We start from the raw sequence: 13,208 nt of genomic DNA, 5'->3' as shown, positions 1-13,208 counted from the left end.
ACCGCATCGTTTTACGAAAACCTGTCGGCGCGCTTTCCGTTTCGTGCCTAAAAAATTATCAATAAAAAAATCCAAAAACCGCGCAAAAACGGCAATTGCAGACGATTATACTGTCGGACGATTATCGTGTTCGGGGCAATCAAGTTCCCGTTTATAAAGCGAAAATCGTACGGAGAAAGGCCATGAAAAAAATAAGGATCGCATATTTTTTGCCGATTTTGCTTTTGGGTGCGGGATGCGCCGTGTCCGCCGAAGGTGTAAAGGAAAGAGGCGGCGAACGGCAAAGCGGAGGCGAGACGATACGCATTGTAAATTGGAATGCCGAAACTTTTTTCGATGCGCATACCGAAGGAAGCGAATATGCCGAATTCAAATCGTCAAAATCGAAATGGGGAAGCGAGCGATATGCCGCCCGGCTCGGACGCTTGTGCGACGTGATAAAAAAACTCAACGCCGACGTATATGTTTTCGAAGAGATAGAAAACGAAGGAGTCGTATACGATATTGCGAACATGCTCGCAGGCGGCTCATGGGATGCTAAAAAAAATTGGAATTACGCTTCTTTTGCCAAAACGCCCGGCGACGCGCTCGGCTGTGCCGTTCTTTCACGCTATCCGCTCGGTGCGATGACCGTCCACGCTCTCGATATCCGCACTCATGCGAAACAGCCGCGTATGCGTCCCCTTATCAGTTTGTCGGTGTTTGCAGGTTCCAAACGCCTTGCAGTTTGCATCAATCATTGGAAATCGAAATTGGGCGGGGAAAAAGAAAGCGAAATCTGGCGCGATTGGCAGGCATCAGTCCTTGCCGGATTGCTGACGGAATCGGGCGGCACGGCGTTCGTAGCATGCGGAGACTTTAACCGCGATATCGGAGAATTTGCGAAGGGTGCGGAAAGCGGCAGCGTCGTTTTGCACAGGGCGGGTTTCGGCACCGTGTCCGAAAGCCTTGTCAAATCGCCGTGGCTTTCGGAAAACGCGCGCACGATGTACAGTTATTATTATAACGGGACGGGAAAACGGATCGATCACTTTTTCATATCGGGAACGGCGGAAGCCGTTTCGTTTGCCGCCGAAACTGACGGGCCGTGGGCGGACGAAGAAGGCGTTCCCCTAAGGTATGTGATGCTCACGGGACAGGGATATTCCGATCATTTACCGATTGCGGCGAGCATACGTTATTGATCGTTGCGGCAGCTTTAAGCGATCGAAGTTGGCGGTGCATTATTGTTCGTAACTCGGCTTTGCCCTGTTTGCGATGCGCGTCGGCAAATCGAGGACGGGTGTGTCGCCGGTGTTTTTTATTTCATCTCTGAGATACGGAATGACGGTTTGTTCTTTTATGAGTTCCCAATCGGCCGGCAGCTTTTCCGGTACGCCGAGCATATCGGTCGGAGGCGTATTTCTTAAAAGCATTGTTTTGTACAAGGGCAGGATATGTTCGTTTACTTCTTTGATCGAAGAAAAACCGCCTGCGATACCGAATTGATGTATGTCGAGATTTTGTTTCGCTTTGCGTTCGAGTATGGCGCGCTGGGTTTCCGCGCTCAAAAACCATTCGATAAAATCGTATGCGGCGCTTGCGTGTTTTGCGTGCTTGGGAATGCCGAGCGTAACAAAGGAATCTTCTATCGGTATTTTATTGTTTTCATAGATCCAGCGGTAGTCGAGCTGTTCCGATTGTTCGGGCGTGAGGCTGAAAAGAGCGTCGCTTGTAATATATGCGAACAGTGTGCGCCCCGACGTGACACGCTTGAAGTTCGGCATGGACAGATATTTATACGCAAAATCCTGTTCGGTTTCGGAAGAAGTGTTTACGGTTTTCGACCAATTTTTGAGATAGGCGATCGCATCGGAAAGTTTGTCGGCGTTCCACGTAAACGACGATTTGTATTCTCGGAACTGCGCGCCTTTCGCTTTTACCGCAAAATAGAGAAAGCTGTTCCCCGCCTGCGGCACGAATCCCATGCGGGAGTATGTACCGTTTTTATGCAGTTCGTTGAAAGCGCTTCCCGCCTTTTTTATCTGTTCGATCGACAGCGTGTAATTGTCTTCGACCGCCGCCGTATTTTCTTTTGAAAAGATGACGGCCGGGAGATTGAAGCTTACCGGCAAAAGATAATACGCCTGTCTGATTTTTCCCGCTTCGAGAAGAGGAGGGTAGAAAATCGAATGCGAGAGACCGCCTCCGTCAAATATCGTGTCTATAGCTCGAAAATAGCGGCTTGTTTTATCGGTACGAAGCCACGGAGCGACGACGATATCGGGCGGATTTTTTTCGGTTTTGGAAGCAATCGCTTCCGACGGATTTTTTTTATACACGAGGACGACTTTTTTTTTGTCGTGCGTATTGTTGAAGAGTTCTCCGTATTCGGTAAATTCGGGTATATTCGTCCATATCGTGATAAGCGTTTCGCGTTTGAGCGAACAGCCCGCAAAAAAGAATACAAATAAAAAAAGACCGAAAACGGACAGTGAAATTTTTCTGACGCGCATCGCCTGTCTGCCCGTTTGAAAGGATTTGCCGCACGGCAAAACGGCTGCGTTTTTTCCGCCCCCTCGTCCGAGTGACGAAGCGGCATTTCGTTCGTTCGGCAGTACGCCGGCTTCCGGCGATTCAGAGAGCACGGTACATCCCGTCGGCTGTGTCGTATATGTCGGTATACACCGATTCGATTTTATCTTCATCTATGCTGCTGAATGCGACGCGGAGCGTACGGCTGTCGATCGATATGGTGCCGATGCCTTTTTCGGAAAGCAGCTTTTTACGCAAGGTCTCCGCATCGATTCCGTTGAGACGGAAGCTCATAAAGTAGCCCGAATTGAACGGCAGCGTTTCGATTGCGTTCGACTTATGAGAATCGACAAAGCTCCTTACGGCGCGGTAGCGCGCTTCGAGAATTTTTCGGAATGCGATTTTTTGCGCCTCGTTTTCGGGATCGGTATAGGATTGCATGAGCAGCGACTGAGAAGGAGTTGCGCTGCACGAAACGGAAGATCGTATGACGCCCATGAGTTTTTTTACAAGCGCATCGCAGTGTTCGTCGCTGAAATTTTTGGAAGCGAAGGTAACGAAGCCGCAGCGGAACCCCCACGCGAAATCTTCTTTTGTAGGTCCGTCGATTTTTACGGCAAGCACGTTTTCATGGATGTCGGCGATGTGAGCAAAAAGCGATTGCTCTTCGATATCGTTTTCGTAGTTGAGTCCGAAGTACGCATCGTCGCATATGATTAATAATTTTACACCGTCGGAAGCCGTCTCTCGTATGATGCGGCAGATTTCAACAACTTCGCTTTTTGTCGGACTGTAACCCGACGGATTTTGCGGAAAATTCAAAAGCAGCCGTACCGAAGAGCAGGCGGCCGCTTCCTTTTTGACCGCATTTTCGAGCGCCGCCATATCGATTTTTTTGCCGTTAAAAAAATTGAATCGGTGCAGTTCTGCTCCCCGCCGCGCTTCGGTGATGAGCGCATAGTTGTCCCACGACGGATCCGGAGCGACGAGCGGTTTTTTCTCGTCTATAAAGAGGTCTGCGATATACGAAATGCCTGCGGTAAGCCCCGGTACGACGACGGGCAGCGATATTTTTTTTGTTTTTAAAAGCGGATTTTTGTCGATTATCTGTTTTTGCCAAACCGTGCGAAACTCTTTTTGCCCCGCCGTCGGCGCATACGCGACGAGAGAACGGGCATCTAAAGACGGAACGCTTTTTTGAACGGACGGAAGGATCGCCGGTTTTCCGTCAATGATAGTCATGCCGATCGTCCCGTTCGCTTTGGACGCTCCCTTTTTCGCTTCTTCGCTCTGTGCAATTATCCCTTTCGGAAAGTACATTCTCAAGCCTTCTTCGGAAAGCAATGCGCCTGCGACGGAATCTTCCAATCGTTCGTTTAATTCTTGTGCTAAAGGGTTCAACATGATAAAATAGATTATTCTGAAATACGGTGAGATTGTCAATTATAATAATGTATGCAGGCTTTGAGGTTGTCAGATGGAAAAAAGCAGTGTCGGTGAAGCGGAACTTGCAGCAAGCCGTGCCCTTATCGAATCGTGCCGTACGGAAGCCCATAAGCGTCTTATCGGTCAGGATGTGCTGTTCGACGGTATTATGACGGCGTTTATCGCAGGCGGACACGTGCTGCTTGAAGGCGTGCCCGGACTTGCAAAGACGCTCGCCGTCAAAACCTTTGCACAAATTTCGGGACTGGATTTTAAACGCATTCAATTTACGCCCGACTTGCTTCCCGCCGACGTTTCCGGTACGCTTATCTATGAGCAGGGAAAGGGCACTTTTTCCGTGCGCAAGGGGCCGGTGTTTGCGAACGTCGTGCTCGCCGACGAGATAAACCGCGCAAGTGCGAAAGTGCAGTCCGCCATGCTCGAAGCGATGGAAGAGCGGCAAGTGACGATCGGCGAAACGTCGTATGCACTGCCCGAACCGTTTTTCGTACTCGCGACGCAAAACCCTATCGAACAGGAAGGTACCTACAATTTACCCGAAGCTGAGCTCGACCGCTTTTTGCTGAAGATCGTCGTGCCCTATCCGAAAGCCGAAGAGGAGTTCGCGGTCGTGAAGACGGGAGGTACGGCTTCTTCCGTTCCCGTTCGAAAAATTTTGAGTTCGAGTGATATCGCCACGCTTCGAAAATTGCTTTCAAAAATCGTGTGTGACGATGCGCTTATCGAATATATCGTTTCGCTTACATCGGTAACTCGCCCTTCTTCCGATAAAAAAGCGTCCGAACACGACATTACGCGCTATATCGCATTCGGCGCTTCTCCGCGCGCAGGGATCGCGCTTTTACAGTGTGCGAAAGCGGCCGCTCTCTTTCAAGGGCGGTCGTTTGTGCTGCCCGAAGACGTCAAGCTTGCGGCTCCCGCCGTTATGCGTCATCGTCTCGTGCTCTCTTACGAAGCCGCCGCGGATTCCGTCACCGCCGATGAAATCATTTCCCGCATCCTCGATTTCGTTCCGGTTCCCTAGCGATGAAACATCTGCTCGCCGTCAACAGAGAAACGCTCGCAAAACAGGCGGCGCTGCTCCGTCTCACCGCCGCTTCTCTCGCCGACAGTTTTAAAACGGGCTCTTTCCGTTCGCTGTTCCGCGGGCAGGGGATCGAATTCAGCGGTGTGCGCGAATATCTTCGCGGCGACGACGTGCGCGCTATCGACTGGAACGTGACCGCGCGCATGGGAAAGCCCTATGTGAAGCTTTTCGAAGAAGAGAGAGAACTTCAGATTTTTATCGTTGTCGATCGTTCACGCTCGATGTTTTCCGGCACGGGGAGCAAAACGCGCTACCGTACCGCAGCCGAAGCGGCCTCTCTCGTCGCGATGGCGGCCGAGATAAACGTGAGCGGTATCGGCGCCGTTTTTTTCGACGGCGACATACAATTTTCATGCGCTCCGGAAAGCGGCCGGAAGCGGACGATGCTTTTGCTTGCGCGTCTCGATGAAGTCGACGAATACGGCGTTTCCGGTTCCGCGCTCCGAAGCGCACTCACGGGTGCGGGAAAATTATTAAAAAAAAGATCGCTCGTCTTTGTCTTTTCCGATTTTCGGACGACAGGATGGATCACATCGCTCGCTTCTCTCGCACAAAAAAACGACGTCATTGCGGTGCGTATAACCGACGAAAGTGACAATGAATTGCCGGAAATCGGGACGGTACCCTTTATCGACGGCGAAACGACTGTGCGCCTCGTGCTTCCGTCTTCTTCGCCGGCCTTTCGAAATGCGTGGAGAAACGATAACCGCCGGAGAGTCGCGCATTGGCAGGAAACCTGTATCCGTCACGGCGCCGTTCCGCTTAGTCTTTCAACCGACGATGAGGTCGTCCGCGTCCTTTCGAATTTTTTTTCGTATAAAGGGCGGGGACAATGAAAAAATTATTGATTCTTTTTTGCATCTCGATATGTGTGAGTACCGCCGGTTTTACCGAAGACGATACGACGCAGGTCGTTATGCCGAAAACGATCTATGTCGGCGACAGGGCCGAACTCCGCTACACATTCCGCTCCGCAGTCGATTTTTTTGCGGATATGAACGATAGCGCTCTTTCCCGGGAAATCGCACTGAAGTCGCTTCCTTTCGAGACGGATACCGACGATTATACGATATTGGATGCGTCGCTTGCGCGGAACGGTCTTCTTTATACATTCCGGCTTTTTTTTATTCCGTGGAATACCGGCTCCATCGATTTTCCGATGTTCGATATTTCCGCCGCCGTATACGGAGGAGCTGCCGCTCCTTTTATCATCGATGTGCAAAGCATTGAAGTTTCGTCGATTTTGCAGGATCAAGACGAAGCCCAGCTTCGCGAAAGTATGGGACCGCTTCTCCTTCCCGGAACGATGTATGCGCTCTATTTTGCGGCTCTTCTTTCTGTTATCCTTTTGATTGTAATCTTCAGACTCGTCGTAAAACGCGAGTCCGTGTGCGATGCGTATAAAACGTGGAAGCTTCTTCGCCTGTATGCCAAAAACGCAAAAGAATTATACCGCAGCTTAAAACGGCTCGAACGTGCCGGGAAAAAAATCGACGATGCTGAATTCTGTACGGAGCTGCAGCAGCTTATCAGGCGCTACCTCGATTTCCGCTTCGGCTATCGATTCAGCGCCGTTTCGAGCCCCGCGATCATGGATACGTTTGAAAAGATTATGGCAGGCGCGATGTCCGAAAAAACCCAATCCGGCGCCATGTCGCTTGCGGCGGTTTTGCGCCGCACCGATTACGTGCGTTATGCCCGCGGTTCCATCGATTCGAAAAAGGAACCTGCCGAAGAGTTTGCGGCGGATCTTAAGGCGGACGAACGCTCGTCCCTTATCAGAATCGTGCGCGATGCCGTCGAACGCTTCGAGGGAGACAATTGAAATGAGTGTATTGGATTTAATTGTTGATTTTAACCGGAGCGTCTTCTATGCCTGATTTCCGGAATCCCGCGGCATTTTTTTTACTGCTCTTTATTCCCGCTCTTTTTATATTGCGGGCGCTGGGGGTGTTTACTCGAATCGCGTTTCCTGCGACGCTTGCCGATTGGGGCGGAAAAACTTTCGAATGGAAAGGACGGCTGCGCAGTTTCGCTTCTCATGTTTCCCGCGTTTTCATTGTTGCGGCGTTCATCCTTGTCATCGCCGCTCTTGCCGATCCGGTCTCTTATCGTCAGGAGCGCGTGTATACGTCTCGAGGGGCGGATATCCTTTTTGTCGTGGATACGAGTCCTTCCATGGCGGTAAAAGATATCGCAAATATGAGACGTCTCGATGCCGCCCGCCGCGCGATACGTACGCTTTCTTCGGACAGCGGCGGTACGTCTTTCGGTCTCGTCTCTATGGCGACCGAAGCCGCGATCGTCGTACCTCCCACGACCGACCGTTCCGTATTTTTTTCACGGCTCGATTCTCTTGCAATCGGAAGTCTCGGCGACGGTACCGCAATCGGTACGGGATTGAGTACGGCGGTCTATCACCTTTCTTCTTCCGCCGCTCCGAAAAAATGCATCGTCCTCGTTACCGACGGAGAAAATAATGCCGGTTCGATCCATCCCGAAACTGCAGCCGAACTTGCGGAAAAAAATCATATAGCCGTCTATACGCTCGGTATCGGTACGAGGGGGGCGGCACCTCTCGATTATGTCGATCCGAAAACGGGGCGCGTGTATTCGGGGTATCTTCAATCCGATTTCGATTCCGCTCCGCTCGAACGCATCGCTTCGATTTCCGGCGGAAAATATTACGGCGTGCAGACGATCGGCGATTTGGCGAACGTGCTTTCGTCGATCGGCAGGGAAATGAACGTTGTGCAGAGCTATCACTTGCGTACCGAAAGCGTCCGCTATTACGACAGATTTATCGTTGCTGCGGTAATTTTATTTGCGTTTGTGTTGTTTATATGCAGGGTTTATCTGCAGGAGCTCATTTGATATGGTAATTTCCTGTGAACGTCCCCATGCTCTTTTTTCTCTTGCGCTGATCGTGCCGATAGTGCTTGCCGAAATGCGCCGTTACCGCGGGATTGTCGCGTACTCGAAGCGGATCGCTTCCGTCGATACGAATTTTCAAGGCGCAAAGCGTATGCTGAATCTTTCGCGTACGCTCGTCGTTCGGACGCTGCTCAGGTGTTTTGCGTGGATTATGCTGATTCTCGCGTATGCGGGATTTTCATGGGGTACTTACGAAGTTCCGGTACAAAAAAGCGGAAGCGCGGTCTCCTTTGTGTTCGATATTTCATACAGTATGACAGCGGACGATGCGCCGGGAGGATTGACGCGGCTCAAAGCGGCATCGCGCTATGCGGACATGCTTTTATCGCGTATGGAAGGCGTATCCGTTTCGGTCGTTTTGGCAAAGGGCGACGGTATCATCGTCGTTCCGCTTACGGAAGACAGGGCAATCGTGCGCTCTCTTTTGGAAACGCTTTCACCGAATCTCATGAGCGCCGCCGGCTCGTCGCTCGGCAAAGGCATTGAAGCCGCGTTCCGCTCCTTTCCTCCGGACTCGGCACAGGCCGAGCGTATTTGGGTTTTTACGGACGGAGATGAAACCGACGGACAGCTTGCCCTTTCTCTCGAATCCTGCGTAAAAGGAGGAGTAAACGTTTCGCTTGTCGGATTCGGAGGAGAGCAGGGCGTTGAAATAAATGCCGGCGACGGAAAAACGAAAGTGACGACTTTTCTCCGATCGGAGCAGATGAAAAAAGCCGCCGAGCAGGCATCGCTTTACGCGCGGCGTTATAATTCTGCAGCGGCGGTGCGTTATATCGATGCGACGGAAGCGGGATCGGCTCTCGAACTGTTGAAGCCGCTTCGAAACGAAAAAGCGATTACCGTTTCATACGAAGCGAAACCCGTCGAGCGGTATACGCTTTTTTTAATTTTTTCGATAGCGGCATTCGTGTTGAGTTTTGCCGTAACGGAATTCGATTTTGAAAATTATCGCAGGCTCTTTCATAAAAATCAGGCGGCTGCCGTTTTGCTTTGCGCATCTTCGCTCTTATTTGTTTCGTGTACCGGACGGATCGCAAATGCGAAAGAAACCGCGGTAAGTTCTTGGGCGTGGTATCAAAAAAAATATCGAAGCGCGATCGCAGGCTTTTTGCGTGTCGGAGAAAGGGCTGCCGAAAACGGAGACGCGCTTTCCGAACAATACGCACGGTACAATTTGGCTGCGACTTATATCATGCAGAGCGAATACACGGCTTCTCTTTCCTGTTTGAAAAATATCTCGCCGGTATCTCCTCCGCAAGTGCGTTTCGCAGCCTATTACAATAAGGGGATTATCGCTTATCGGAGCGGCGATTATACCGAAGCTGCGGCATGCTTTCGGGAAGCGCTGAAAATCGACGGTACAAAAACGGCGGCGAAGGAAAATCTTGAAATCGCGCGCCGGCAGCAGATCGTAAAGGAAGCACACGAAAAAGAAATAGAGCTCGTGCCGCTTGCCGAAGATACGGATGCGATCAATGCCGTCGAAAGCGCGATATACCAACGGATACGGGAGAACGATCAAAAACAATGGAAAAACAGCGAACATACGGCAGAATCGAATTCTTCCGTCGATTATTAATTTTATCAATATTTCAGCCTGCATGCAAAACGGTATTCGCGGTATTGTTTTTATTGATTTTTATCGATACCCGTTTTCTCCGCGCTCAAACGCTTCCCGATCTGCAAAAACTCCGCGTAACGCCTCCCGTCGGCGCGCTCTATTCGGGAAACGAATATATGTTTTCGCTCATTATCCCCGACGTAAAGCCGTCTTCCATACAGGCAGATACACCCGAACTGCCTTCCGGCGTCAGCGTCGTGTCGATGCGCAGGACCGACTATACCGAAGCCGGTATGCAAACGGGAACCGAGATCGCTATATGGCTTTCGTTTCGCGATGCGCGCATTTATACGCTTCCTCCTCTGCGCGTGCGCATCAAAGGGCGTCCGTATGAGATTCCTTTTGCCGATGTCAATATCGAACAGAATCCCGCTTCGACTTCTCCGCGTCTGATTATTAAATTTGCAAACGGTACGGAGGTATCCGATAATGCGGTAAACGATGAGCCGCTGTTTACCCTGCCTGCAGGTGAAAAAATTTTATTTACGTTGTATCTGCAATATGCCGTACAGGTCATACGCTTTTCGTGGCAGGCACCGAAAGACGCTCTTTTAACGGAACTGTGGCGCTATGAAATCAATGACAGTGCCGCGCGATCTTCTCTGTTTACGACGGATCCCATTCCCGTAGCGCTCTTCGAATGGCAGCCGCTCGTAAGCGGAAATACGGCGCTCCCCGACATTGAACTCAGCACAAGCGCATACAGCGGTGCACGGGTAAAACTTTCGCTTCCCGCAGCTGTGATCCGCGTTGTACCCGCGCTTTCAGCTCCTTCCGATGAAAGCGACAGCAATGAAAGTTATTTTTCTTATGCGTTTTCCGAAGTCGATAATCCCGAAAACGAAAATACCATTCGTGCGGTTTCCGAAGCCGATTGTGAAACGCTTGCATTGCTTCGGAGTACCGAACGGCACGCTTTTTTTCCGTGGAAAGCGGTATCCGCCCGCCGCGCGTTTGAAGCGAATCTGGGGATCACGTCGGGAAAAGCGGAGCCGAAAGCCGCTGTATGCACGCTTTTTGCAGTTTGCGCCGGAGTGCTCGCGTTGTTGTGCGTCGTATTTTTTGCCCTAAAAAAACGCGCTTTCGCATATACGGTTTTATGCGGTTTTTGCATCGTCCTTGCGTTTGCCGTCGCTTCGGCAATACGCCTTTCGGCGGTATACGGTATTTTTAAGGGAGGAGAAATACGGCTTGTTCCGGATGAATCGTCCGGCTTCGTTTCTCCGATCGGAAGCGGCGAACGGGTACGCATCGAAGAAACTGCGGGAAAATGGATGTATATCCAATACGGTACGACCGGCGGCTGGGTAATTTCGTCGTCGGTCGCTCCGATACGGTAGCTAATTGATAATGCGGGGATATTATGGATTTCGGTGCGGTGCTCGATGAATGGGATAAAATGCAAAAAGAAGCGAAGCGGAAGGGACATGGGGGAAATTCCGTTTCGGGAAAAAAGGCGAACGCGCCGGAAAAAGGCAAAGAGTCTTCCGATTGTTCGGGAGAAGGAAACGGTTTTTCAAAACGGATCGATCCGCAGGAAGCGTGGCTTCGCCGCTACGGCGTCGTCGATAAAGATAAGATCGCATCTTTGGAAGCGGAGCGCAATCGTGAACGGTCGCAGCTTTACGTAAAAAAAATTCCGGTCGAAGCGAAAATCGATTTGCACGGACTGACGCGGGAGGAAGCGAGGAGCAGACTTGCATTTTTTGTCGGCGACTGCGTAAAACGCGGACTTCGCAAAATTCTCATCGTGCACGGAAAGGGGATCCATACGACGGGAAGCGATCCCGTGCTCGGAGAAGAGGTAAGAAAATTTATCGAAGAGGATAAACGCTGCGGCCGCTCCGGTCATCCCGATCGGCGTATGGGAGGCAGCGGCGCCACGTGGGTATTTTTGAAAAATTGAATTGAAGGACGCTCTGAAATCGACCGATTTTTCAGCGGCGCTTTTGTGAATACGGGAGGCATATATGCAATACGAAATATCGAACGGCGTCATATCGATTGCGGCGGTTTTAAAAGGTGCGGAACTCGTATCGTTGAAAAAGAGCGGTACGGAATATCTGTGGCAGGCCGATTCGGTCGTATGGAATCGTTCCGCTCCGAACCTTTTTCCGTTCGTCGGAAAATTGAACGGCGGAGTCTATCGCTTTGAAGGAAAAACATACCCCATGACGCCGCACGGATTTGCGCGCGACGTGCCGTTTGCGCTTTCAAAGCGGACGGACACCTATCTGCGCTTTGCACTTTCCGATACGGATGAAACGCGGAAAGTTTATCCGTTTCCGTTTTTATTTGAAATCACGTATACGATTACGGGAAGCACGCTGACGCAAACGTGGCGCGTGACGAATACCGGAAAATCGATGATGTATTTTTCTCTCGGCGCGCATCCGGGCTTTATGTGTCCGGGGCAAGGCGGAAAGCTTACCGACTGGACGATCCGTTTTTCGGGTGACAAAAAAATCGATCGGGTTACCGCTCGTACGATAAATGCCGCGGGTCTTGTACAGGAGAAGACGGATTCCTTTTCGCTTTCGGACGGCACCGTGCGGGTTACCGACGACATGTTTTCACATGATGCGCTTATCTTCGAAAAGAGCGGTGTCAAAGCGGTCACATTGCTCGACAAATCGAAAAAAGAATTCGTGAGAGTCGACTTCGATACCGACGTTTTCGGTTTGTGGTCGCCGCAGGAAAGGGGCGCTCCGTTTTTGTGCATTGAACCGTGGTACGGTCGCTGCGACCTCGCGGGCTTTTCGGGTGAATTGAGCGAACGAGAGTGGGGCAATTCTCTTCCTCCTTCCGCCGTTTTTGAAAAATCGTTTTCGATCACGCTGTTTTAGAATTCCGAACGCGAACGATTTCCGTTCGGAGCGGCTGTATGTTTTTGCTCGTCTCTGGTGTACGGACGGCAGGCACTTGTAACATTTGTCCGAAACGGCTATTTTATAGCTGATGAATCAGGATTTGTATGCGGTGCTCGGAGTTTCGAAAACGGCAAGCACCGATGAAATTAAAAAAGCGTACCGCACACTCGCATTCAAATATCACCCCGACAGAAATCCGGGAGATAAGGCGGCTGAAGAAAAATTCAAAGCGATAAATGCCGCCTACGATGTGCTCGGAGACGAAACGAAGCGTTCACAGTACGATCGCTTCGGGCAAGCCGAAACTGCGTACGAGTACCGGCAAGACGCGCAGTATGCGTACGGTTCTTACGGCGGCACCCGCTCCGGCGACGAAGATATGTTTTGGCAGTGGTTCGGCAGCAATTACGGCGGACGGCAAAACGCCGAGCGGCGCTATACCTATACGTGGACAAACGAAAAGAAACGGGATACGCGGGAAGCGCTCCGTTCTCAGCTTTATTCGAAATTGGGACAGGCGTTTTTCGGCATAATCGCAAGCAGCATATTCGGCTTTTTTCCGCTCTTCGGAATTTTATGCCTCTTTGTAACTGTCGGCGGCGTCATCGGTGCGGTAAAATCCGCCATCGCGCTTATTAAATTGGGAAGACAGGAATAAAGCGGAAAACTGCGGATCGCCCGTTTTTAATTTATTAATTATTAAATCGGGAACAATCGGTGCGCTTTACGGTAT

General features: G+C 50.9%; 12 protein-coding genes. 10 read left to right on the top strand and 2 right to left on the bottom strand.

Annotated elements, in window-relative coordinates; translation table 11 throughout:
* Positions 1 to 182: 182 nt before the first annotated feature.
* Positions 183 to 1,184, top strand: a complete 1,002-nt coding sequence (locus tag H9I35_RS04635; RefSeq protein ID WP_187420421.1) for an endonuclease/exonuclease/phosphatase family protein — start codon at positions 183 to 185, stop codon at positions 1,182 to 1,184.
* A 39-nt stretch (positions 1,185 to 1,223) separates the two neighbouring features.
* On the opposite strand, the gene H9I35_RS04630 is transcribed toward H9I35_RS04635, so the two are convergent.
* On the bottom strand, positions 1,224 to 2,627 hold the full coding sequence (locus H9I35_RS04630) for an extracellular solute-binding protein (protein ID WP_187420420.1): 1,404 nt from the start codon (positions 2,625 to 2,627) through the stop codon (positions 1,224 to 1,226).
* The gene (locus H9I35_RS04625) at positions 2,617 to 3,918 is read right to left on the bottom strand and encodes an aminotransferase class I/II-fold pyridoxal phosphate-dependent enzyme (protein WP_187420419.1); all 1,302 of its coding nucleotides are present in this window, start codon (positions 3,916 to 3,918) and stop codon (positions 2,617 to 2,619) included. Before H9I35_RS04625 ends, H9I35_RS04630 begins: the two co-directional genes overlap by 11 nt.
* Positions 3,919 to 3,991: 73 nt before the next feature.
* Here H9I35_RS04625 and H9I35_RS04620 point away from each other — a divergent pair, with 73 nt between their 5' ends.
* The 9 genes from H9I35_RS04620 (at position 3,992) to H9I35_RS12535 (ending at position 13,133) form a co-directional block, all read left to right on the top strand.
* Positions 3,992 to 4,984 (top strand): AAA family ATPase, encoded by a 993-nt coding sequence (locus H9I35_RS04620; protein WP_187420418.1) that lies wholly within the window; start codon positions 3,992 to 3,994, stop codon positions 4,982 to 4,984.
* Between the two features lie 2 nt (positions 4,985 to 4,986).
* A complete protein-coding gene (locus tag H9I35_RS04615; protein ID WP_187420417.1) occupies positions 4,987 to 5,883 on the top strand; it encodes a DUF58 domain-containing protein in 897 nt (298 codons plus the stop codon).
* Positions 5,880 to 6,872, top strand: coding sequence for a hypothetical protein (locus H9I35_RS04610; protein ID WP_187420416.1), 993 nt, complete (start codon positions 5,880 to 5,882; stop codon positions 6,870 to 6,872). Before H9I35_RS04615 ends, H9I35_RS04610 begins: the two co-directional genes overlap by 4 nt.
* A gap of 47 nt (positions 6,873 to 6,919) precedes the next feature.
* Positions 6,920 to 7,921 (top strand): VWA domain-containing protein, encoded by a 1,002-nt coding sequence (locus H9I35_RS04605; RefSeq protein ID WP_187420415.1) that lies wholly within the window; start codon positions 6,920 to 6,922, stop codon positions 7,919 to 7,921.
* Position 7,922: 1 nt separating this feature from the next.
* Positions 7,923 to 9,563, top strand: a complete 1,641-nt coding sequence (locus tag H9I35_RS04600; RefSeq protein WP_187420414.1) for a VWA domain-containing protein — start codon at positions 7,923 to 7,925, stop codon at positions 9,561 to 9,563.
* On the top strand, positions 9,512 to 10,945 hold the full coding sequence (locus H9I35_RS04595) for a hypothetical protein (protein WP_187420413.1): 1,434 nt from the start codon (positions 9,512 to 9,514) through the stop codon (positions 10,943 to 10,945). The genes H9I35_RS04600 and H9I35_RS04595 overlap by 52 nt, the downstream gene beginning before the upstream one ends.
* Positions 10,946 to 10,968: 23 nt before the next feature.
* Positions 10,969 to 11,511 carry a Smr/MutS family protein gene (locus H9I35_RS04590; RefSeq protein WP_187420412.1) on the top strand — a complete coding sequence of 181 codons (543 nt, stop codon included), beginning with the start codon at positions 10,969 to 10,971 and terminating at the stop codon, positions 11,509 to 11,511.
* 64 nt (positions 11,512 to 11,575) lie between these two features.
* On the top strand, positions 11,576 to 12,451 hold the full coding sequence (locus H9I35_RS04585) for an aldose 1-epimerase family protein (protein ID WP_187420411.1): 876 nt from the start codon (positions 11,576 to 11,578) through the stop codon (positions 12,449 to 12,451).
* A 112-nt stretch (positions 12,452 to 12,563) separates the two neighbouring features.
* Positions 12,564 to 13,133: a DnaJ domain-containing protein gene (locus H9I35_RS12535; RefSeq protein WP_215905300.1), complete on the top strand. Its 570-nt coding sequence runs from the start codon at positions 12,564 to 12,566 to the stop codon at positions 13,131 to 13,133.
* Positions 13,134 to 13,208 lie beyond the last annotated feature (75 nt).

The organism is Treponema sp. Marseille-Q4132 (genome assembly GCF_014334835.1).
Classification (GTDB): domain Bacteria; phylum Spirochaetota; class Spirochaetia; order Treponematales; family Treponemataceae; genus Treponema_D; species Treponema_D paredis.
Note: the sequence above shows the minus strand (reverse complement) of the source record. Positions and strands in the feature narration are given on the sequence as shown.